The sequence below is a fragment of the Rhodococcus sp. 05-2255-1e genome, from assembly GCF_002259025.1.
Classification (GTDB): Bacteria; Actinomycetota; Actinomycetes; order Mycobacteriales; family Mycobacteriaceae; genus Rhodococcoides; species Rhodococcoides fascians.
On sequence record NZ_NOZE01000013.1, the window covers coordinates 99,539 to 120,558 of the forward strand.

Annotated in this window: 23 protein-coding genes; 10 read left to right on the forward strand and 13 right to left on the reverse strand. The window is 65.1% G+C overall.

Annotated elements, in window-relative coordinates; genetic code table 11:
- Positions 1-36 precede the first annotated feature (36 nt).
- Positions 37-780 carry a polyprenol monophosphomannose synthase gene (locus CH262_RS10610; protein ID WP_032372836.1) on the forward strand — a complete coding sequence of 248 codons (744 nt, stop codon included), beginning with the start codon at positions 37-39 and terminating at the stop codon, positions 778-780.
- Between the two features lie 19 nt (positions 781-799).
- Here CH262_RS10610 and CH262_RS10615 read toward each other — a convergent pair whose 3' ends face one another.
- Both CH262_RS10615 and CH262_RS10620 read right to left on the reverse strand, forming a co-directional pair.
- Entirely contained in the window at positions 800-1,597 is a 798-nt protein-coding gene (locus tag CH262_RS10615; RefSeq protein WP_094717572.1) for an SDR family oxidoreductase, read from the reverse strand.
- Positions 1,594-2,268 (reverse strand): lysophospholipid acyltransferase family protein, encoded by a 675-nt coding sequence (locus tag CH262_RS10620; RefSeq protein ID WP_094717573.1) that lies wholly within the window; start codon positions 2,266-2,268, stop codon positions 1,594-1,596. The genes CH262_RS10615 and CH262_RS10620 overlap by 4 nt, the downstream gene beginning before the upstream one ends.
- A gap of 53 nt (positions 2,269-2,321) precedes the next feature.
- Here CH262_RS10620 and CH262_RS10625 point away from each other — a divergent pair, with 53 nt between their 5' ends.
- On the forward strand, positions 2,322-2,894 hold the full coding sequence (locus CH262_RS10625; protein WP_256988758.1) for a TetR/AcrR family transcriptional regulator: 573 nt from the start codon (positions 2,322-2,324) through the stop codon (positions 2,892-2,894).
- Here CH262_RS10625 and CH262_RS10630 read toward each other — a convergent pair.
- The 4 genes from CH262_RS10630 to CH262_RS10645 form a co-directional block, all read right to left on the reverse strand.
- A complete protein-coding gene (locus tag CH262_RS10630; RefSeq protein WP_094717574.1) occupies positions 2,875-4,134 on the reverse strand; it encodes a M16 family metallopeptidase in 1,260 nt (419 codons plus the stop codon). The two genes, CH262_RS10625 and CH262_RS10630, sit on opposite strands and share 20 nt — an antisense overlap.
- A 94-nt stretch (positions 4,135-4,228) precedes the next feature.
- A complete protein-coding gene (locus CH262_RS10635) occupies positions 4,229-6,490 on the reverse strand; it encodes a polyribonucleotide nucleotidyltransferase (RefSeq protein ID WP_027496765.1) in 2,262 nt (753 codons plus the stop codon).
- A 393-nt stretch (positions 6,491-6,883) separates the two neighbouring features.
- On the reverse strand, positions 6,884-7,153 hold the full coding sequence (gene rpsO / locus CH262_RS10640; RefSeq protein WP_027496764.1) for a 30S ribosomal protein S15: 270 nt from the start codon (positions 7,151-7,153) through the stop codon (positions 6,884-6,886).
- Between the two features lie 136 nt (positions 7,154-7,289).
- On the reverse strand, positions 7,290-8,258 hold the full coding sequence (locus CH262_RS10645; RefSeq protein WP_027496763.1) for a bifunctional riboflavin kinase/FAD synthetase: 969 nt from the start codon (positions 8,256-8,258) through the stop codon (positions 7,290-7,292).
- Positions 8,259-8,361: 103 nt separating this feature from the next.
- On the opposite strand from CH262_RS10645, the gene CH262_RS10650 reads away from it, so the two are divergent.
- The 4 genes from CH262_RS10650 to CH262_RS10665 are packed head-to-tail and all read left to right on the forward strand — an operon-like array spanning position 8,362 to position 11,748.
- Positions 8,362-9,324: a metal ABC transporter substrate-binding protein gene (locus CH262_RS10650; RefSeq protein ID WP_032370822.1), complete on the forward strand. Its 963-nt coding sequence runs from the start codon at positions 8,362-8,364 to the stop codon at positions 9,322-9,324.
- Complete coding sequence (locus tag CH262_RS10655) at positions 9,321-10,118, forward strand: metal ABC transporter ATP-binding protein (protein WP_052053322.1); 798 nt, start codon at positions 9,321-9,323, stop codon at positions 10,116-10,118. Before CH262_RS10650 ends, CH262_RS10655 begins: the two co-directional genes overlap by 4 nt.
- Positions 10,119-10,166: 48 nt before the next feature.
- Positions 10,167-10,994, forward strand: a complete 828-nt coding sequence (locus CH262_RS10660; protein WP_205912357.1) for a metal ABC transporter permease — start codon at positions 10,167-10,169, stop codon at positions 10,992-10,994.
- 1 nt (position 10,995) lies between these two features.
- Complete coding sequence (locus CH262_RS10665; protein ID WP_370878688.1) at positions 10,996-11,748, forward strand: metal-dependent transcriptional regulator; 753 nt, start codon at positions 10,996-10,998, stop codon at positions 11,746-11,748.
- A gap of 43 nt (positions 11,749-11,791) precedes the next feature.
- Here the strand turns inward: CH262_RS10665 and truB are convergent, their stop codons facing one another.
- Genes truB through CH262_RS10680 form a run of 3 tightly spaced genes read right to left on the reverse strand, consistent with a single transcriptional unit; the run spans position 11,792 to position 14,345 of the window.
- A complete protein-coding gene (gene truB / locus CH262_RS10670) occupies positions 11,792-12,724 on the reverse strand; it encodes a tRNA pseudouridine(55) synthase TruB (protein ID WP_027496758.1) in 933 nt (310 codons plus the stop codon).
- A 35-nt stretch (positions 12,725-12,759) separates the two neighbouring features.
- On the reverse strand, positions 12,760-13,425 hold the full coding sequence (gene npt, locus CH262_RS10675; RefSeq protein WP_094717575.1) for a 4'-phosphopantetheinyl transferase Npt: 666 nt from the start codon (positions 13,423-13,425) through the stop codon (positions 12,760-12,762).
- Positions 13,422-14,345 (reverse strand): metallophosphoesterase family protein, encoded by a 924-nt coding sequence (locus CH262_RS10680; RefSeq protein WP_094695417.1) that lies wholly within the window; start codon positions 14,343-14,345, stop codon positions 13,422-13,424. The genes npt and CH262_RS10680 overlap by 4 nt, the downstream gene beginning before the upstream one ends.
- 232 nt (positions 14,346-14,577) lie before the next feature.
- Here CH262_RS10680 and CH262_RS10685 point away from each other — a divergent pair, with 232 nt between their 5' ends.
- Genes CH262_RS10685 through CH262_RS10700 form a run of 4 tightly spaced genes read left to right on the forward strand, consistent with a single transcriptional unit; the run spans position 14,578 to position 17,671 of the window.
- Positions 14,578-14,976 carry a TOBE domain-containing protein gene (locus CH262_RS10685; protein WP_032370818.1) on the forward strand — a complete coding sequence of 133 codons (399 nt, stop codon included), beginning with the start codon at positions 14,578-14,580 and terminating at the stop codon, positions 14,974-14,976.
- A gap of 12 nt (positions 14,977-14,988) precedes the next feature.
- Positions 14,989-15,774 carry a molybdate ABC transporter substrate-binding protein gene (modA, locus tag CH262_RS10690; RefSeq protein ID WP_094717576.1) on the forward strand — a complete coding sequence of 262 codons (786 nt, stop codon included), beginning with the start codon at positions 14,989-14,991 and terminating at the stop codon, positions 15,772-15,774.
- Entirely contained in the window at positions 15,771-16,580 is an 810-nt protein-coding gene (locus tag CH262_RS10695; protein ID WP_094717577.1) for an ABC transporter permease, read from the forward strand. The genes modA and CH262_RS10695 overlap by 4 nt, the downstream gene beginning before the upstream one ends.
- Complete coding sequence (locus CH262_RS10700; RefSeq protein WP_032366437.1) at positions 16,577-17,671, forward strand: sulfate/molybdate ABC transporter ATP-binding protein; 1,095 nt, start codon at positions 16,577-16,579, stop codon at positions 17,669-17,671. The genes CH262_RS10695 and CH262_RS10700 overlap by 4 nt, the downstream gene beginning before the upstream one ends.
- A gap of 15 nt (positions 17,672-17,686) precedes the next feature.
- Here the strand turns inward: CH262_RS10700 and CH262_RS10705 are convergent, their stop codons facing one another.
- The 4 genes from CH262_RS10705 to CH262_RS10720 form a co-directional block, all read right to left on the reverse strand.
- On the reverse strand, positions 17,687-19,015 hold the full coding sequence (locus tag CH262_RS10705) for an MATE family efflux transporter (RefSeq protein ID WP_094717578.1): 1,329 nt from the start codon (positions 19,013-19,015) through the stop codon (positions 17,687-17,689).
- Entirely contained in the window at positions 19,012-20,010 is a 999-nt protein-coding gene (locus CH262_RS10710; protein WP_094717579.1) for a DHH family phosphoesterase, read from the reverse strand. Before CH262_RS10710 ends, CH262_RS10705 begins: the two co-directional genes overlap by 4 nt.
- Position 20,011: 1 nt before the next feature.
- Complete coding sequence (gene rbfA, locus CH262_RS10715; RefSeq protein WP_027496749.1) at positions 20,012-20,500, reverse strand: 30S ribosome-binding factor RbfA; 489 nt, start codon at positions 20,498-20,500, stop codon at positions 20,012-20,014.
- A gap of 100 nt (positions 20,501-20,600) precedes the next feature.
- On the reverse strand, positions 20,601-20,891 hold the full coding sequence (locus tag CH262_RS10720; RefSeq protein ID WP_027496748.1) for a DUF503 domain-containing protein: 291 nt from the start codon (positions 20,889-20,891) through the stop codon (positions 20,601-20,603).
- Positions 20,892-21,020: the final 129 nt, after the last annotated feature.

Below are 21,020 nucleotides of genomic sequence, written 5' to 3' on the forward strand. Positions count from 1 at the left end.
TTTTGATCGGAACACGGAATCACGGATCATACGGTGGTGAGTACGGAACGAGTCGCCCCGAAGACCACCGTCGTTGTACCGACGTACAACGAACGCGAGAACCTCCCCAAGCTGGTCGAGCTGCTGGCCGGGCTGAAGGTCGAGGGGCTCGGTGTTCTCGTGGTCGACGACAATTCCCCCGACGGAACCGGTGACATCGCCGACAAACTCGCCATCGACGGTCCCCTCGAGGTCTCCGTTCTGCACCGCACCGAGAAGAACGGTCTGGGCCGCGCATACGTGGCCGGCATGACACGGGCCCTCGACGAGGGAGCCGACATCGTAATCCAGATGGACGCCGATCTGTCGCACCCCACCGAGGTGATTCCGGCGATGATCGACAAGCTGCGGAGCACCGACGCCGCGGTCGTGCTCGGTTCGCGCTACGTCCCCGGCGGTTCGGTCGCCGCGGACTGGCCGTGGCACCGCAAGGCGCTGTCGGCGTGGGCCAACTTCTACGTGAACACGATTCTTCGTCTCGGAGTCAAGGACGCCACCGCCGGCTTCAAGGCATGGCATGCCCGCACGCTCCGCACGATCGACGTTGCGTCGGTGGAGAGCAACGGGTACGCATTTCAGGTCGAGATGAACTACCGCACCGTCAAACACGGGCTCACTCTCGCCGAGGTACCGATCACGTTCGAGGAGCGCAGCGAAGGCGAATCCAAGATGAGCCTGTCGGTCCAGCTCGAATCAGCCTTGGTGCCCTGGAAGTTGTTGCGGAACAAGAAGAAGCTCTGACCGAGGCACCGCGCCGTGATCACGGCGTGAAGCGTCGGAATCCACCTTCGGCGCCGATGACCTGACCGGTGATCGAGCCCGAATCGGGCGAGAGCAACATCGCCACGACCGCTGCGGCCTCGTCCGGTGAGTTCCACCGCCCGCGCGGCATGTGGCGCGAGACGAACTCGTTCAGATCCGCACTTGCCCAACCGGTATCGGTCGGACCAGGATTGATCGTGTTGACGGTGATGCCACGTTCGATCAGGGAATCGGCCACGGTCGGTGTTATCGCGGCGATGGCACCCTTGGTCACCGCATAGGGAATCTCGGTTGGCATCGGCCCCTCTCCCTGCCCGGACGTGAACAGCACGACGCGTCCGCCGTCAGGATGATCGACGTACCGTTGCGCGAATTCCTGCACCAGAAGCAACGACGCGCGCACGTTCACCGCCCACGTCAGGTCGAGGTTCTCTGCCGTCAGAGAACCCAGTTCGCCCAGCTGTGATCGCGCATGGTTGATCACCAACGAGTCGACGGCACCGAACCTGGATTCGACAGCATCGAACAGGACGGCAGGCGCTTCGACATCGGAGAGATCGATGTCCAGATGCCCGAGTCTGTTTGGCGCAGTGGATAACTCGGCGAGAACCTGCACCGCTCCCGGCGTTCCCACTCCCCACGGTTCACTGACGTCGTAGGCATCGCATGATTGCGCGAAGACGCGGGCGCGCTCGTCCTGCAGCAACCTGCGGGTGATGGCGAAGCCGATTCCTTCCCTCCGACCGACGCCGGTGACGAGGACTGTTCTTCCACGCGCCTGCACGTCCGAGGTCATGCCGCGTCCTTGACTGTCGCGGCGTACACGTCGACGTACTCCTGCCCCGACAGGTTCGCCAGCGCTGTCATCACCTCATCGGTGATCGCCCGCAGAATGGCTTTACTGTTCTGTCCCCCAGCGTATCTCGTGAAGTCCAATGGTTCGCCGACGACCATGCGCACCTTGCCCGGGCGCCACATCCTCGAGCCCACCGGGTTGATTCCGAGCGTCCCGTGCATCACCACCGGCACGACGGGCGCTCCCGTCTCGATCGCTACTCTCGCCAACCCGGTCTTCCCCTTGTACAACCGGCCGTCGGGAGATCGCGTCCCTTCCGGGTACACCGCCCACACTTTCCGTTGTCGCAGAATACTTTTCGCGGCGTCGAGCGCCGGAGCCGAAGCATCTGCCCCGCGTCGGTCGACGGGAACCTGACCTGTCGCGCTGTAGAACCAACGAAGCGCCGCGCCCTTGATTCCCCGGCCGGTGAAGTACTCACTCTTGGCGATGAACGTGACTCGGCGACGAACCAGGAGGACGAGAAAGAACGAGTCGACGACGGTGAGGTGGTTGCCGGCGATGATCACCGGTCCCGTCTTCGGGATATTGCCTGCGCCGACCACCGACGGACGGCCGAGAACTCGGAGAATCGGGCCGATCAGCACATATTTGAAAAGCAGATACCACATTGATCGATCCTCTCGGCTGGACATCGTCACGGCTGAGAGTAGACAATGTCTACGTGGCTGACAACCTTCGGACTCGACTGGTGGACGCAGGCGTCCGCCTGCTCGAAAACGAGGGACAGGGCGGGCTCACCATCAGAGCGGTCACGCGTGAAGCCGGCGTATCGCACGGCGCACCGAGACGGTATTTTCCGACACTGAGCGCTTTGGCCGCGGCCGTGGCCCGAGTCGGTCTGGTCGATCTCTCGACCGCACTGAATTCTGCTGCACAGCAGTCGGATTCGCCCCGAGATGCACTGGATGCGATGGCGCACGCGTACGTGCAGTTCGCGGCGCGGCGCCCCGCGATGTTCGCGCTCATCTTTCGACACGACCTGCTCGAGGGCTCCGGCGAGAATCTGCGCGGACAGTCGCGACCCCTGTTCGAGGCTCTCACCTCGACACTCGATGCCGTCGTGCCGGAGAATCCACAGTTCACAGCGCTGAGACTGTGGACCTCCGTGCACGGAATTGCGGCGCTCCACGCCACCCGAGCGTTCGAACCGATCACCGACACCTCGGCGGTGCCGGACCTGATCCGATGCGCAGTGCGCGACGCGATCAGGAACGTCAGCGAATCAGAGACTTGACCGACGCCGGCAGCTGGCGGACGTTCTTGTAGGGGCCGACCACTGCGGCACCGAAAGGCCGGTCGAGCAACACGGCAGCGACCTCGCGTACCTCGTCGTTGCCGACACTGTCGATCCGCGCCAACGTGTCGGTGATGTCGCGGTGATTGCCGTAGTTCAGTTCGCTGCGACCGATACGGTTCATCCGAGAACCCGAATCCTCCAGTCCCAGCACCAATCCACCGCGCAACGAACCCTTGGCGCGAGCGCACTCGGCATCGGTGATGCCCTCGGCCGCAACCTTGGCGAGCACCTCGCGAATCACCGTGGTGACCTCGCCCAGGTTCTCCGGCTGGCATCCCGCGTACACCGAGAACGCCCCGCTGTCGGCAAACGTATCCACCGAGGAGTACACCGAGTAAGCCAGTCCGCGCTCTTCCCTGATCTCCTGGAACAGGCGAGAACTGAGCCCACCGCCGACAGCAGAATTCAGTACCGACAGTGCCCAGCGGTGTCCTTCGTGACGTCCGAACGCCCGCACGCCCAGGCACAGATGCGCCTGTTCGCTGTCCCGGGTGGTCAGGCTCAGCGTCGGATTCTGCCGCAATCGCGCTGTGCCACCACGCCTTTCGGCCGGCCGCAGGCCCTTTTCCAGATGACCCGCGAAGGCGCGACGTACCAACGACACGATCTGCTTGTGATCGACGTTGCCTGCGACGGCGACGACCATCCGTTGCGGCGTATAGCGGCGAACATGGAACGAATGCAGTTGGGAACGGGTCATCGATTCGATGGATTCGACAGATCCGATGATCGGACGCCCGATCGGGTGATCACCGAACATCGCTTCCAGGAAAGCATCTCCCAGGAGATCCTCGGGATCGTCGTCGCGCATGGAGATCTCTTCGAGGACCACCTGACGCTCGACGTCCACATCTGCCGATCTACACCGACCACGAAGCACCACATCGCTGACGAGGTCGATCGCGAGCGCGACGTCCTCGTCGAGCACGTGCGCGTAGAAGCACGTGCTCTCCTTGGAAGTGAATGCGTTCAGCTCTCCCCCGACACCGTCCATCACTTGGGCGATATCGAGCGCACTACGCGTCGGCGTCGACTTGAAGAGCAGATGTTCGAGGAAGTGCGCCGCACCGGCAACGCTGGGTTGCTCGTCGCGTGAGCCGACGCCGACCCACACACCGACCGAGGCCGAGCGGACCCCAGGAACGAACTCGGTGACGACCCGAAGGCCGCCGGGCAGAGTCGTGCGTCGAACGCCCGTGTCGGTGCCGCTGGTCTCTGGAACGGCCGAACGGTACGTCCCGAGGGGACGTACCGTTCGACTCGCTTGCTTCTTACTCAGCGCTGACCTCGGCGGGTGCCTCGGGAGCGTCGGCGGGAGCAGCTGCGTTGTCGTCTTCGACGGGAACGAGGCTGATCTTGCCGCGGTTGTCGATATCGGCGATCTCGACGCGCAACTTCGACCCGACGCTCACGACGTCCTCGACCTTGTTGATGCGCTTGCCGTTACCGAGCTTCGAGATGTGCACCAGTCCGTCGCGGCCCGGGAGCAGCGAAACGAATGCACCGAAAGCCGTTGTCTTGACGACGGTTCCGAGGAATCGCTCGCCGACCTTCGGCAGCTGCGGGTTGGCGATGGCGTTGATCATATCGATCGCGGCCTGTGCGGACGGGCCGTCCGCTGCACCGACGTAGACAGTGCCGTCATCTTCGATCGAGATGTTGGCACCGGTCTGCTCGGTGATGGAGTTGATCATCTTGCCCTTGGGCCCGATGACCTCGCCGATCTTGTCGACCGGCACCTTGATCGCGGTGACGCGAGGTGCGTACGGGCTCATCTCGTCCGGGGTGTCGATGGCCTCGGCCATGACCTCGAGGATCGTCGTGCGAGCGTCCTTCGCCTGCGACAGCGCGCCCGCGAGCACCTTCGAGGGGATTCCGTCGAGCTTGGTGTCGAGCTGCAGGGCGGTGACGAAGTCCTTGGTTCCGGCGACCTTGAAGTCCATGTCGCCGAACGCGTCCTCGGCACCGAGGATGTCCGTGAGGGCGACGTAGCGAGTCTCGCCGTCGACCTCGTCGGACACGAGGCCCATCGCGATACCGGCAACCGGGGCACGCAGCGGCACACCGGCATTGAGCAGCGACAGAGTCGATGCGCAGACCGAGCCCATCGAGGTCGAGCCGTTGGAGCTCAATGCCTCGGAGACCTGGCGGATGGCGTACGGGAACTCGGCCTGGCTGGGCAGCACCGGCAGCAGAGCACGCTCGGCGAGCGCTCCGTGGCCGATTTCGCGACGCTTCGGCGAACCGACGCGGCCCGTCTCACCGGTGGAGTACGGCGGGAAGTTGTAATGGTGCATGTAGCGCTTGGACGTCTCGGGCCCGAGCGAGTCGACCTGCTGCGCCATCTTGACCATGTCGAGGGTGGTGACGCCCAGGATCTGGGTCTCGCCGCGCTCGAACAGAGCCGATCCGTGGGTACGCGGGATGATCGCGACCTCGGCGGACAACGACCGGATGTCGGTGATGCCGCGGCCGTCGATGCGGAAGTGATCGGTGAGGATGCGCTGGCGAACCGACTTCTTGGTCAGTGCGCGGAACGCGGCACCGATCTCCTTCTCGCGGCCGGCGAAGCTGTCTCCGACCGAGGTGAGGACCTGAGCCTTGACCTCGTCGAGCTTGTTCTCGCGCTCGGCCTTGCCGGCAATGGTCAGTGCCTCGTTGAGCGGGATCTTCGCCGCGTTCTCGACGGCTTCGAAGACGTCGCTCTGGTACGCCGGGAAGACCGGGTAGTCGCCGGTCGGCTTGGCGGCCTTGGACGCGAGCTCCTGCTGCGCGGTGCACAGGGCTGCGATGAAGGGCTTCGAGGCCTCGAGGCCCTCGGCGACAACCGCCTCATTGGGTGCGGTAGCGCCGCCCTCGATGAGCTCGATGACGTTCTCGGTGGCCTCGGCCTCGACCATCATGATCGCAACGTCGGCGTCGGCACCGGAGCCGGAGACGATGCGGCCGGCGACGACCATGTTGAACACGGCCTTCTCGAGCTGCTCGTTGGTCGGGAACGCAACCCACTGCTTGTCGATCAGCGCGACGCGAACGCCGCCGATCGGACCGGAGAACGGCAGACCGGCGATCTGGGTCGATGCCGACGCGGCGTTGATCGCGACGACGTCGTACAGATCGGCGGGGTTGAGGCTCATGACCGTGATGACGACCTGGATCTCGTTGCGCAGTCCGTCGACGAACGTCGGACGCAGCGGCCGGTCGATCAGGCGGCAGGTGAGGATGGCGTCGGTGGACGGACGGCCCTCGCGGCGGAAGAACGATCCGGGGATACGGCCCGCGGCGTACATGCGCTCTTCGACGTCGACCGTCAGCGGGAAGAAATCGAATCCCTCACGGGGGTGCTTGCCCGCCGTCGTTGCCGACAGCAGCATGGTGTCCTCGTCGAGGTACGCGGCGACTGCGCCTGCGGCCTGCTGTGCGAGGCGACCCGTCTCGAAGCGGATGCTCCGCTTACCGAAAGAGCCGTTGTCGATGATCGCTGTTGCTTCGTAGACGCCTTCTTCGGCGTCCAATGTTGTGGTGTCCGACATGTGTTCTGTTCTCGTCCTCTCGTCTTTGCCGTGCCCGCGTGGACACACCACCAGCCCTCCTGGCTGTGGCGGCATACCTGTGCCGTCCATCTCCGAGAGTTCGTCTCGGGACGCGGCTGCGCGGAGGCGGCCATCGATCGAAGCCCTCCGGATCTCGTATCCGAAAAGCCACTACCGAAGACCGACACCACGGCGTGACAGGCATACACGGCGGTGTGCGGATACCGTGTATCCGCTGGTCGTGCTGACTATCCTGATGCTGCGGTACAAACACAGAAAGCCAACGAGGAACAGTCTAAGCACTGCCTCGTTGGCTACTGCACTATTGCTGCGAGTCGGGTGTACACCGGCGCGTCGAACCATGCATCGGCAACATCCTCGCGTCGATCGAAATTATCGACGCAGACCCAGACGCTCGATGAGCGAACGGTAGCGAGTGACGTCTACCTTCGCGATGTACTTGAGCAGACGACGACGACGTCCGACCAGCAGCAACAGGCCGCGGCGGGAGTGGTGATCGTGCTTGTGCATCTTGAGGTGCTCGGTCAAGTCGACGATGCGCTTGGTGAGCATTGCAACCTGCGCCTCGGGCGAGCCCGTGTCGGTGGGGTGCAAGCCGTACTCGCCGAGAACGGCCTTCTTCTGTTCGGTGGTCAATGCCACTGGTACTACTCCTGATCAATGACGTCCGCGTGAAAGGAAGCAACGGGCCCCGCCGTGGACGATGCGTGATCATCCGGGCGGTATCGAAGCCGGTGCAGCCGCCGCGGACCGCAGCGAACACCGAGGAGTAAGCCTATCAGGCTGCGCTGGCGGCCAGGATCGAGCGGGCCCGGTCGGCGTCCCGGCCCATCTCCTCCACGAGAGCTTCCATGGAATCGAACTTCTCCATCCCGCGCAGTCGCTCGACGAAGTCGACTGCCACGTGCTGCCCGTATAGGTCTCCCTCGCCGTCGAGCACGAACGCCTCGACGGTCCTGGTGCGTCCCGAGAACGTGGGATTCGTGCCCACCGACACCGCCGCCGGGTGCCGCTCCCCCGGAGTGACCGTCCCCATGATCGGACCCGGACCGAGCACGGTGAACCAGGCCGCGTAGACCCCGTCCGCCGGTATGGCCGAGTACATCGGCGGAGCGACATTGGCTGTGGGATAGCCCATTTGACGGCCGCGTCCGTCGCCGTGCACGACGACACCCTCGACGCGATGCGGGCGGCCGAGCGCTGCGGCTGCTGCTGCGACGTCCCCGGCGTCCACGCACGACCTGATGTAGGTGGACGAGAACGTGACGGCATGCTCGGCCAACAGGTTGACTCCGTCGACCGCGAAGCCGGACCGTTCGCCGATCTTGCGCAGCATGGGGACCGTCCCGAGCGCCTTCTTCCCGTAGGTGAAGTTCTCTCCGACGACCACTTCTGCAACGTGCAGGCGTTCGATGAGGATCTCGTGCACGTATCGCTCAGGGGTGAGTTTCATCAGTTCGGGCGTGAACGGCATGACACAGAACACGTCGATACCCAGTTCCTCGGCCAGTTCGGCACGCCGGGTCAGCGTCGTCAACTGCGCGGGGTGACTACCCGGACGGACCACTTCCATCGGGTGGGGATCGAAGGTCATGAGCACGCTGGGTACGCCGCGTTCCCGAGCTGCGGCCACTGCTCTACCGATCAACTGCGCATGTCCGCGGTGAACGCCGTCGAACACACCGATCGTGAGCACACATCGGCCCCAGTCGGCAGGTACATCGTCGAGACCTCGCCATCTCTGCACACCGCGAAGCCTACGGCCCGGCGGCCGCTCGGTCATCCTCGGACAGGCGTGTCGCGTGCGGCAGGTATGGACAAAAGGGTGTCCCCACGGTAAATATTTCGGGGTGCCTAACTTATTTCTTCGATCCCGCGGATCTCGCGTGGGTCGAATCGTTGCGAGCTGGGCCGTGGCGGGACTGCTGGTAGCGACGTCGAGCGGATGCGCTCGCGCGGTCGGCGACGACGAGCCGACGTCGATGGACGACGGCAGACCGTTGGTGCTGACGACGTTCACGGTGCTGGCCGACATGGCCGCGAACGTTGCAGGCGATCACCTCCGTGTGGAGTCGATCACCAAGGCCGGAGCCGAGATTCACGGGTACGAGCCCACACCCGGCGACCTACGCACTGCCGAAAGCGCCGATCTGATCCTGGACAACGGTCTGGGACTCGAGGCGTGGTTCGAGAAGTTCGTCGAGCGGGTGCCCGCACCGCACGCGGTCGTCAGCGCACACGTGGAACCCGTCTACATCCGCGACGACGCGTATGCGGGCAAGGCCAATCCACACGCCTGGATGTCGCCGGTCGTGGCGGAGACCTACATCACCAACATCGCCGACGCGTTCGTGGCGCTCGACGCTGTCCATGCCGAGGAATACCGTGCCAACGCCGCCGCGTACATCACCGAGCTGCGGTCGGTCGGCGACGAACTGGAATCCGATCTGGCCCAGCTTCCGGCGCAGCAACGTGCTCTGGTGACGTGTGAGGGCGCGTTCGGCTATCTGGCCCGCGACTTCGACCTGCAGGAGGCGTATCTGTGGCCGGTCAATGCCGAACAGGAAGGGACACCCAAACAAGTGGTCCGCACCATCGATTTCGTTCGTGACAACGACGTGCCTGCCGTCTTCTGCGAGTCGACCGTCTCGGACAAGGCTCAGCTCCAGGTCGCCGAGGACACCGGTGCCCGCTTCGGCGGAAAGCTGTATGTCGACTCCCTCAGCGCCGCCGACGGACCCGTGCCCACCTACCTCGACCTGCTGCGTTACGACGCGCGGCTGATCGCCGACGCGTTGGTGGGCACGCGATGACCCGGCACATCTCGGGTGCGAACCGGGACGGTGCCGCGCTGACCGTCGACGCCGTCGACGTTCGGTACCGAGACGTCGTGGCGCTGGTCGGCGCGAGCCTGACCCTCGCACCCGGACGCGTCTGCGGACTGGTCGGAATGAACGGATCGGGTAAGTCGACGCTGTTCAAGGCCATCATGGGCGTCGTCAAGACCGATGCCGGTTCGATCACGGTCTTCGGCGGCGACCCCGCCCGGGCCCGCAAAGCCGGGACGGTCAGCTACGTGCCCCAGGCCGAATCGGTCGACTGGACATTCCCCATCAGCGTCCGGGACGTGGTAATGATGGGTCGTTACGGCAAACAGAACTTTCTCCGAACCCCTCGTGCGGCAGACAGAGCTGCGGTGGACGCGGCCCTGAGACGAGTCGATCTCACCGAGCTCGCCGATCGACAGATCGGGCAACTCTCCGGCGGACAACGCAAACGGGCATTCGTGGCCCGCGCCATCGCTCAGGAAGCGTCCTTGCTGCTCCTCGACGAGCCGTTTGCAGGAGTGGACAAGAAGACCGAGGCGACGATCACGCGACTCCTTCGAGAACTGGCCGCTCAGGGTGCGTCCGTCCTGGTGTCCACCCACGATCTGCACGCCCTTCCGGAACTGTGCGACGAGGCAATCCTGCTGCAGCAGCGGGTCCTGATGCACGGCAGTCCAGCCGAGGTGTTGCGCCCGGAGAACCTGGCACTGGCCTTCGGCATGGACCCGTCGAAGATCGACGAACTGGGCGCGAGCTCTCCAACCTCGGAAGTGAGCTGAACCGTGTACCTGATCGACTTCGTCGTCAATCCTCTCGAATACACCTTCATGCAGCGTGCGCTGTTGGTGACCGTCACCGCCTCGATCGTCTGCGCAGTGTTGAGCTGCTGGCTCGTACTCATCGGCTGGTCACTGATGGGGGACGCCGTATCGCACGCGGTACTCCCCGGCGTCGCCCTGTCCTATCTGCTGGGTGCGCCGTTCGCCATCGGCGCGCTGCTGTTCGCACTCATCGCGGTCGGTGCCATCGGGGTGGTTCGCAACACCACCATCGTCAAGGAGGACGCCGCGATCGGCGTCGTGTTCACCACGTTGTTCGCCCTCGGCGTCGTCCTGATCTCCAAGTTTCCGAGCCAGATCGACCTCAACCACATCTTGTTCGGAAACCTGCTCGGGGTGTCGCAGTCGGACATGATCCAGGTGTTCGTGCTCGGCGGGCTGGCGTTGGCCGTGATGGTGATCAAGCGTCGCGATTTCACTCTGTTCGCGTTCGACCGCACGCAGGCTCGCGCGGTCGGCATCAATCCGAGCGTGATCTCGGCCGCGATGTTGACGCTGCTCGCGCTGACGACCGTCGTGGCGCTACAGGCCGTCGGCGTCATCCTGGTCGTCGCCATGCTGATCACACCCGGCGCAACCGCATACCTACTCACCCACAGCTTCGGCCGCATGCTGATGATTGCCCCCGCCATCTCGGTGGGCTGCGCCCTGGTCGGTATCTACGCCAGTTTCTATCTCGACGTCTCCTCGGGTGGCAGCGTGGTGCTGGCCCAAGGCCTGGTGTTCGTGCTGGCGTACCTGTTCAGCCCGGCGCAGGGCATCGTCACGCGCGCTCTGCGCCGCCGAGGACAGGTGACGGTGGCTCCGGCCGGGTGAGATGTCTTTTTCCATTGGATTGCCTAAGCTCGGCGACGTGGCGCAACGAAAAGACGATCCAGCTCCGGCCGACGAGGGCGTACAGCTGTCCGCAGTTGCGCAGGACTACCTCAAGGTCATCTGGACGGCCAGCGAATGGAGTGAAGACTCCGTCAGCACCAAGATGCTCTCCGAACGAATCGGCGTGTCCGCATCCACTGTGTCCGAGGCGATTCGCAAACTCGCCGATCAGGGCATGGTGGACCACGCCCGGTACGGTGCCATCTCACTCACCGAGAAGGGCCGACTGGCGGCCATCGGCATGGTCCGTCGACATCGCCTCATCGAGACCTACCTCGTTCGCGAACTCGGGTACGGCTGGGACGAGGTCCACGACGAGGCAGAAATCCTCGAACATGCGGTATCCGATCTGATGATGGATCGGATAGACGCCAAACTCGGCCACCCCGAACGAGATCCACACGGGGACCCGATTCCGTCGGCCAACGGATCCATCGACACGCCGTCCGCAACCAGACTGAGCGAGTACCTCGACGGTCAGTCGGGACGAGTGGCTCGTATCTCCGATTCGGACCCCGCAATGCTCCGGTACTTCGATTCGGTCGGCATCGAGCTCGATCTACCGATCACCGTGGTCGAACGACGCGACTACGCCGGCACGGTGGCGATCGAACTCGCCCGACGCGGCAGCACGGAGTCCATCGATCTCGGTCACCGCGCCGCCGAAGCGATCTGGATGGTTCCGGCCACCTGAGCGGTGCAGTCCCCTCGGTCGCAGGGCCGACTCGAACGGGAAATCAGTACCCGCGCAGTGTTGCCGGCCGCACCACCATCACCGAGCTCGCCCGCTTGCCCTTTTCCTGCAGCAACGCGATGGTGTGCCCGGTGGGATCGACAGCCGCGTAGACCCCCTCGATTCCGACGGGATCGAGCCAGCGTCCCTGGCTGAGCGACTCCGCTTCGGCGGCATCGATCTGTCGGTGCGGAAATGCGGTGCGCGCGGCCTCGTCTATATCGAGGCCCACAGCGGGATTCTCGGCCAATTCCTCGAGCGTCACGGCGTGGTCGAGCGTGAACGGCCCGACCCTGGTTCTGCGCAGAACCGTCAGGTGGCCGCCGACGCCCAGTGCTGCGCCGAGATCCCGTGCGAGCGCGCGCACGTACGTCCCCGACGTGCAGTCCACCTCGACATCGAGGTCGACGAACCGGCCATCGGAATCGACGACATCGCGGCGAGCAGTCACGTCGAAGCGAGTGACAGTGACCTTGCGAGCGGCGAGGGTGAACTCCTCACCGGCGCGCGAGAGCTTGTGTGCCCGCTGACCGTCGACCTTGATGGCACTGACACTGGCCGGAACCTGCTCGATGTCACCGGTGAGTGCGGCAACCCCGGCCGCGATGTCCGAATCCGAGACATTCGTGGCCGGGACGTCGGCGAGCACCTCACCCTCGGCGTCATCGGTCGTCGTACTGCGCCCCAGTCGCACGGTGGCGGTGTACGACTTGGTCGTCAGCGTCAGCAATCCGAGCATCTTGGTCGCCCGCTCGACGCCCAGAACCAGCACCCCGGTCGCCATGGGGTCCAACGTCCCCGCATGACCGACCTTTCTGGTCTGCAACAACTTTCGGCACGACGCGACGACATCGTGGCTGGTGACGCCCGGCCCCTTGTCGACCACCAACACACCGGCACCGACGAGACCGGACGAGATCTTTCCGCGAGCACTCACGAGAGTGCATTGTGCCAGGCGCGACTAGCCGGTCGTCACATCACCGAGATCGCCGTCATCACCAAACCGTCGGACACCATCCATCGACCGTCGAAAGCCGTCAGCGGAGGTCCGGATACGGTGTCGCCCGGGACCAGCAGTTCGGATCGAAACGTTCCCGAGATGTCGTCGCCGGTGCCGGTGCGCTCGAAGGTGATGTGCGCGTCCTCGAACCCCAGCCAGCGACCGGTCAGCGGCTCCCAGGCCTTGTACGTCGCCTCCTTGGCGCAGAACAACACTCGATCCCAGTGGACGTCTTCTCGGCCTGCGGTCGAGAGCCACTCGCGCTCGGCTTCGAGGCTGACCGCGTCGAGCACACCGTCGGGAAGAGGTCCGTGTGGCTCGGCATCGATTCCCACCGAGCGAACCTGCATGGCGTAGCCCAGAACGGCACCGCGGTAGCCGTCGCAATGCGTCAGCGACCCCACCACTCCCTTCGGCCACTGCGGTGCGCCGGAGGTGCCGCGCATGATCGGCGCGGGCTTCACACCGAGCTTCTCCATCGCCACACGCGCGCAGTGTCGAGCCGAGGTGAACTCACGCTTGCGCTTGTCCACCGCCTTGGCGACCAACGGCGCTTCGAGTGGGTGCGGCATCAAACCCGGTGGATCGGTGAACAATTCGGCCGAGACAACACCATTGGGGAGAATCGATTCGATCACTGGCCTGCCCTCATCTTCTCGACCTCTGCCTCCATCTCGGGCGTCACGGTGAAGTGCCCGCCCCATTTGTTCAACGTGCCCGGCGGATACTCGGGAACCGGAAGAATCTGGCGCAGAACGTTGCTCGGCAGTCCACGGCGCTGCCATTCGCGCGGGTAACCCACCGAGACCTCCTCGAAGCGGACGCCGTCGTAGTAGGTGGTCCGCGGGATGTGCAGGTGACCGTACACCGAGCAGATCGCGTTGTACCTGGTGTGCCAGTCCGCCGTCAGCGTCGAACCGCACCACAGGGCGAACTCCGGGTAGAACAACACCTCGGTCGGCTGACGCACCATCGGAAAGTGGTTGATGAGCACGGTGGGAACCGTGGTGTCCAGCGCGTCGAGGCGCTCGCGGGTGGCGTCGATGCGGGCATGGCACCAGGCATCGCGCGTCGCATACGGCTGAGAGGACAGCAGGAACTCGTCGGTGGCGACGACGTTCTTCTCGCGCGCGATCGCCAGCCCGTGCTCCTTGTCCCGCGCACCCTGTGGGAGGAACGTGTAGTCGTAGAGCAGGAACATCGGCACTATCGTCGCGGGTCCACCTTCGCCTTCCCAGAGCAGGTAGGGATCCTCGGGAGTGACGACGTCGATCTCGCGGCACAGATTGACCAGGTACTCGTACCGAGCCGCTCCGTGGATCTGAACGGGGTCCTTCACCGTCGTCCACAACTCGTGATTGCCCGGAACCCAGATCACTTTTGCGAAGCGGCTGCGCAGCAGCTCGAGCGCCCATTTGATGTCGTCGGTCTTCTCCGAGACGTCTCCGGCGACGATCAGCCAATCCTCGGGTGACTCGGGATGAATGTCCTCGGTGACAGGTCGATTACCTCGATGTCCGACATGAATGTCGCTCACTGCCCATAACTTGGCTGCCACTGATGATCCCTTCCGATGCACTCTGCCGCCGACGTCGAATCGCCACAACCGCCCGAGAACGTACCAACCTCCAATACTCCCCGGAGATTCCGCAGCGGTGCACGCGGGGTGAACCGCTGCGGTTCGTCGGACGGCTCCGAAAGGAGGGTCCACGCAGCAACGACCGCAGATTCGGGTATATGGTGCCATCCATGACGCTTTTGCGGATACTTGCAGGAAAAGGCATTGTGCGATGACGGCACCGCCGATACGCGTACGCGACGCCGCCGCACTGCTAGGAGTCAGCGACGACACCGTCCGCCGGTGGATGGACAGCGGAACCCTGCCCTCCCACGACGACGAGACGGGTCGCAAGGTCGTCGACGCGCGCGCTCTCGCGCAGTACGCCCGCGAGCACGCCGCTCCCCCGCCCGAGGTGGCGTCGGGCGGTAGCTCTGCCCGGAACCGACTCGTGGGGCTGGTGACCGAGGTGGTCTCCGACGCGGTCATGAGCGAGGTCCGCATGCAGTGTGGGCCGTTCACCATCGTGTCCCTGATGAGCACCCGATCGGTCCAGGAATTAGGGCTCGAACCGGGCTCCATCACCGTCGCGGTCGTCAAGGCCACGACCGTCATTGTCGAAACTCCCTAGAACCGAAGGACGATGTCAGTGAAGAACATTCGAGCGGTTCACGGTGCTCTGGTCGCGGTCGCCCTGATGCTTGCAGGGTGCGCGGCAGACCCCGCTGCCGAGGAAGCTCCACAGGACGGGGGTTCGAGCACGCTGACCGTGTTCGCGGCGGCATCACTGCGCTCGACGTTCACCGCCCTCGGCACCCGCTTCGAGCAGGAACATCCCGGCACCACCGTCGATTTCAGCTTTGCGGGCTCCTCCGATCTGGCCGCACAACTGGTCAACGGTGCACCTGCCGACGTGTTCGCCTCTGCCGATACCAAGAACATGAGCACGATCGTCGATGCCGGCCTCGTCGCCGGCGACCCGGTCGATTTCGCCTCCAACACCCTCACCATCGTCACTGCCCCGGGTAACCCGAAGGCCGTCCGATCGTTCGCCGATCTGGCGAAACCCGATGTGCTGACGGTGATCTGCGCGCCGCAAGTGCCGTGCGGCGCGGCCACGGCAGCCGTCGAGAACACCACCGGGACCGACATCCCGGCAGTCAGCGAGGAGTCGTCCGTCACCGACGTTCTGGGCAAGGTCACCTCCGGTCAGGCCGACGCCGGACTGGTGTACGTCACCGATGCCACGGGGGCCGCAGACGCCGTCACCGCCGTGCCTTTCCCGGAATCGAGCAGGGCGGTCAACACCTATCCGATCGCAGCATTGAGCGGATCCGACAACGTGGACACGGCCCGCACCTTCACCGACTTCGTCGCCGGACCGATCGGCCGTGAAGTGCTGACGCAGGCCGGTTTCGCGGCACCGTGACCGGGCACGCCGCGGGCACAGGTCCGACCGTCGGTGTACCCGGATGGATATTCGTCCCTGCCGCTGCCGGAGCGCTTCTCGTCGTCGCGCCGTTGGCCGCGATGTTCACCCGAATCGACTGGACGAACTTCTTCGGGCTCATCACGTCCGAGTCCTCAGTAGCCGCACTGCTGTTGAGTCTGAAGACGGCCTCGGCGAGCACGGTGTTGTGCGTGCTCCTGGGCGTACCGATGGCGACGGTCCTCGCCCGCAGTTCGTTTCGCGGTCTGTCGACGCTGCGTTCCCTCGTCGTCCTCCCCCTGGTGCTCCCCCCGGTGGTCGGCGGCATCGCCTTGCTCTACACGTTCGGTCGCCAAGGGTTACTGGGCGAACATCTCGATGCCTTCGGAATCCGGATCGCGTTCACCTCGACGGCCGTGGTGCTCGCCCAGGCGTTCGTGTCGTTGCCCTTTCTGGTGGTCAGCGTCGAGGGCGCGCTGCGCACTGCCGGGGACCGATACGACGTTGTGGCCGCAACCTTGGGAGCACCCCCTACGACGGTCCTGCGCCGCGTCACCCTCCCCTTGATCCTGCCCGGGTTGACGTCCGGAATCGTTCTCGCGTTCGCGCGCGCACTGGGAGAGTTCGGCGCGACCCTGACGTTCGCCGGTTCTCTCGAGGGAGTGACCAGAACCCTGCCCCTCGAAATCTATCTGCAACGCGAGTCCGACCCCGACGCAGCGATAGCCCTGTCGCTCGTCCTCGTCGTCGTCGCGGCAGTGGTGGTCCTGGCCGCTCGCGGTACTCGAACGACGGGAACACCATGAGTTCGCTACACCTGCGCGCCACCGTCGCGGCCCGGGGCGTCGATCTCGAGCTGGATGTCGCTGAGGGTGAAACAACGGCGATCCTGGGACCGAACGGCGCAGGTAAATCCACACTGCTGCAGCTCGTCGCGGGCCTGGTGCCACCCGACGACGGCATCGTCCGCCTGGGCGAGGACGTTCTGACCGACACGACCGCAAGGACGGCCGTTCCGGTGCACGCCCGCGGCATCGCGACTCTGGCACAGGAGACACTGCTGTTTCCTCACATGACCGCACGGACGAACGTCGCATTCGCACCACGTAGTTCCGGCGCCGACCGGAGGACGGCCGGGGCAGTGGCCGATCGATGGCTCGACGCAGTCGGAGCCTCTCACCTGGCCGAGCGCCGCCCGGCACAGCTGTCCGGGGGCCAAGCTCAGCGGGTTGCCATCGCCCGCGCACTCGCCGCCGATCCCCGACTCCTCCTGCTCGACGAACCGCTCGCCGCGCTCGACGTCGACACGGCCCCGGCCATCCGAAGACTGCTGCGCACCGTACTCCGAGAGAACGGTCGTACGGCACTGATCGTCACCCACGATCTGCTCGACGTCGTCGCACTCGCAGACACCGTCGCCGTCGTCGACGGTGGACGCGTCGTCGAACGCGGGTCGGTCGCCGACGTTCTCACCGCCCCGCGAAGCGAGTTCGGTGCTCGCATGGCCGGGGTCAATCTGATCTCGGGCCACGCACTCACCGTCGGCGACACCACCGCGCTGCGCACGCCGTGGGACACCGTCGTGCACGGCTCGGGGCAACACGGTTCCGGGACGCCGGTGGTCGCAGTCTTCTCCCCCGCTGCGGTTTCGGTACACCTCACCGCGCCGCACGCCAGCCCGCGCAACGTCTTCGAAGTAGTCATCGAGGAGATGGAAGTGCAGGGCTCGGGCATCCGCGTCCGAGCTCGTCCGCACCCCGACGGCACACCGGGTATCGCGGCTGACATCACCGCCGCCGCGGTATCGGAGCTGGGCCTCGAACCCGGCCGACGGGTGTTCTTCGTCGTCAAGAGCCGCGAGGTGGTGCTGCATCCGGCCCTGGTGTCACGGCGGTGATGCATGCGAACGCGATCAGTCTCGCAGTTGCCGATCGCTACCGGTCACGAGCCATTTACCCGACAGCACTCGACCGGCGACCGCGACCATGCGCAGGCAGACGAACACACCCAGACCCAGCCAGATGCCCACGACACCCCAGTCGAACACCAGGGCAGACCAGATGAACGGCAGGAACCCGACGATCGCACACGCCATCGTGGCGTTACGCAAGAACGCGGCATCGCCGCTGCCCAACAGCACCCCGTCCAACGCGAACACCACACCGGCCACTGGGATGATCGCCACGAAGATCCACCAGATCGCCTGCATCTGATCGATCACCGAGGCGTCGGTGGTGAACAATCCCGGGACGACCGGCTGCCCGGCGGCGAACACCGCCGCCAGGACCACCGCGAAGACCGTCGACCATGCCGTCAACCGGCGTGCGAGCGCACGCGCATCCTCGGTCCTGCCCGCGCCCAGAGCCGCTCCCACGAGTGTCTGCGCGGCGATGGCCAACGAGTCGAGCATCAACGACACCAGGTTCCACAGATGCAGCACCACCTGATTTGCTGCCACCGACGCGGCACCGAACCTCGACGCGACCGCTGCGGCAGACAGGAAACACGCCTGGAACGCGAGACTGCGCACGATCAGATCGCGGCCGAGCACCAGCTGCGCCCGCATGACCGACCAGTGTGGGCGCAACGGCGCACCCGACCGCCCGAGGGCACCGACGAACAGAGCGCCTGCGACACCTTGGCCGATGACGTTCGCAACGGCCGAGCCCACCAATTCGAGCCGGGGAAATCCGAGCAGGCCGTGGACGAGGAGTGGACACAACACCGCCGACACGCCGAAACCGAGCACGACGAACCGCAACGGTGTCGTCGTGTTCTGCACGCCGCGCATCCAGCCGTTCCCGGCCAGCGATATCAGAATGAACGGCACCCCCACCAGCGCCACGCGCAGCCACAGCAGTGCCTCCGCGGCAATGTCACCGCCACCGGCCAGTAGCGACACGACGGGGGCGGCGAACAACTGGACCACGAGGACGATCGCGAGACCGATCGCCACCGCCAGCCACGTCGCCTGCACCCCTTCCCCGACGGCGTCGCGCTCACGACCGGCACCGTGCATGCGCGCCGCACGCGCAGTGGTTCCGTAGGACAGGAAGGTCAGCTGCGTGCTGACCTGAGCGAGGACGAGCCCCCCGATCGCCAGGCCGGCCAGAGCCAACGCGCCGAGCCGGCCGACGACCGCCGCGTCGAACAGGAGGTAGAGGGGTTCGGCGGCCAGAACTCCGAGCGATGGAAGCGACAGCCCGAGAATTCTGCGAGCCGTGACAGGGGTGGAACTCACGACGCCGACAAGGCCTCACGGAGCGCATCGACCACGTCGGGGAGCTCACCGGTCGCGGTGTAGCCCGCGGCGTTGTGATGTCCACCGCCGCCGAGCCCGGTCGCCACTGCAGATACATCCACCTGCGTCTTGGATCTGAGCGACACAACCCAGACCGACCCGAAATCCTGCTGCTTCAACACCGCAGCCACCTCCGCCTCGGAGGTGGTCCGCACGATGTCGATGACACTCTCGATCTCCTCCGACCTCAGACCGGCCGAATCCTCGCTCCGGATGACGGCGTACACGAGCCCCTTTCCGCCCGCCGCGTCGGGCAGCAGCTCGGCCGAACCCAGTACCGCCCCGAGCATCGGCAGCCAGTCGAAGGGGTGCGTATCGAGGAGGCGACGGGCGATACGTGCACCGTCGATGCCGGTCGCGAGCAACCTCTCGGCGAGCAGATGCGAGCCCGGCCGCACCCACCGGAACGACCCGGTATCGGTGACCAGACCCGCGAACAGCAGATGCGCCAGGTCCGCGTCGATGTCGACACCCCACCGATCCAGCAGGCGGACGATCACGGCCGTGGTCGACTCGGCGGACGCGTGGACGACGTTCAGTGTTCCGAACCGTGTGTTGCTCCGGTGATGGTCGATGACCAGGGACTCCGATGCGGAGTCGAGTCGCTCGCCGAGCGAACCGAGTCGACCTCGGCTTCCGGCGTCCACGGTGACCACCAGATCGACCGATTCGGCTACCTTCTCCGGCTCCACCAGCAGATGCCGGTTCGGTAGCTCTTCCATCGATTGAGGCAGAAACGCGGGCGCGGCGAACGCCACCTGCACCTGCGCGCCGCGACGTTCGAGTACCGAACCGATTGCCAATCCGCTGCCGATCGTGTCGGCATCCGGCTGGACATGGCAGAGCACGGTCACCGAGGAAGCGCGCTCGAGCATCTCGATCGCACGCGCCAGATCCTCGTCCAGCTCGACTTCCGAACCAGAGCCATCGGACATCTCAGTCGGCTTCGGCTGGCTCGACGGCTTCTGCATCGCCGCGATCCGCGGGTGATTCCTCGCGGGGAGCCTTGTACGGGTCCGGGTCTCCGGCAGGCTTCGCGTTCGCCCGGGCGCGAGCCAGCTCCTCGTCGGCTGCGCGAGCGCGTTCGAGCAGCTCTTCCATGTGCCGGGCGGTGTCGGGGACAGTATCCGTCACGAACGTCAGCGTCGGAGTGAACCGCACACCGGTACCGGCTCCGACCTTCGAGCGGAGAACGCCCTTGGCCTTCTCCAGACCCGCCGCAGCTCCCTGCAGATCGGGCGGGGTATCGAGATCCTCGCCCATCACCGTGTAGTACACCGTGGCGTCGTGCAGGTCGGCCGTCACCTTCGTGTCGGTGATGGTCACGAACGCCAACCGTGGATCTTTGATCTCGTGGTCGATCGCCGTCGCAACGATAGCGGCGATTCGCTTGGACAACTTACGAGCCCTGGCCTGATCCACCACGACAATCACACTCCTCTTTCATGGCCGGACGTCACTGCAGTGCGACGTCTCGGCGATTACGCTCCAACATTCGCCGAACGTGTTCGGCGAACTCCCCGACCTAATCCTCGGGGCCGAAAATTCTTCGGCGTACTGCCAACAGTTCCAGATCCTGACGCTCGGCGACGTGCCGCTCGCACTCGTCGAGCTTGTCGTGCAACAGGTCGACATTCGTGCCCGCCGCTGCCACGCCCAACATCGAACGCCGAATACGTTCTCGCTCACCGGTTTCGGCGGCAGACACTCCCAACCTCTGCAGATCGCCGAGAACCGGTTCCACCATCGACCGTTTCTCGGCGAGCGAACGCACGTCCCCCAACAACACGTCCAACTCCAAAGCACCCAGATACACGCTGACGTCGCCCCTTCGATCAGCTCCGACGACAAAGCCGGTGGCGGTACATATGTCGTACCACCACCGGCTCGTCCCCGGAGTGCAGTGTCACTCCCCTGGCTTCACCACCGAGCCGACGTGACCGGG

What these genes read in the sequence shown, in the direction of transcription:
- CH262_RS10615 (WP_094717572.1), bottom strand. Translation starts at nt 1,597, where the DNA reads ATGACCTCGGACGTGCAGGCGCGTGGAAGAACAGTCCTCGTCACCGGC.
- CH262_RS10620 (WP_094717573.1), bottom strand. Translation starts at nt 2,268, where the DNA reads ATGTGGTATCTGCTTTTCAAATATGTGCTGATCGGCCCGATTCTCCGA.
- CH262_RS10635 (WP_027496765.1), bottom strand. Translation starts at nt 6,490, where the DNA reads ATGTCGGACACCACAACATTGGACGCCGAAGAAGGCGTCTACGAAGCA.
- CH262_RS10655 (WP_052053322.1), top strand. Translation starts at nt 9,321, where the DNA reads ATGACCCGGCACATCTCGGGTGCGAACCGGGACGGTGCCGCGCTGACC.
- CH262_RS10660 (WP_205912357.1), top strand. Translation starts at nt 10,167, where the DNA reads ATGCAGCGTGCGCTGTTGGTGACCGTCACCGCCTCGATCGTCTGCGCA.
- CH262_RS10665 (WP_370878688.1), top strand. Translation starts at nt 10,996, where the DNA reads ATGTCTTTTTCCATTGGATTGCCTAAGCTCGGCGACGTGGCGCAACGA.
- CH262_RS10685 (WP_032370818.1), top strand. Translation starts at nt 14,578, where the DNA reads ATGACGGCACCGCCGATACGCGTACGCGACGCCGCCGCACTGCTAGGA.
- modA (WP_094717576.1), top strand. Translation starts at nt 14,989, where the DNA reads ATGTCAGTGAAGAACATTCGAGCGGTTCACGGTGCTCTGGTCGCGGTC.
- CH262_RS10700 (WP_032366437.1), top strand. Translation starts at nt 16,577, where the DNA reads ATGAGTTCGCTACACCTGCGCGCCACCGTCGCGGCCCGGGGCGTCGAT.
- CH262_RS10710 (WP_094717579.1), bottom strand. Translation starts at nt 20,010, where the DNA reads ATGTCCGATGGCTCTGGTTCGGAAGTCGAGCTGGACGAGGATCTGGCG.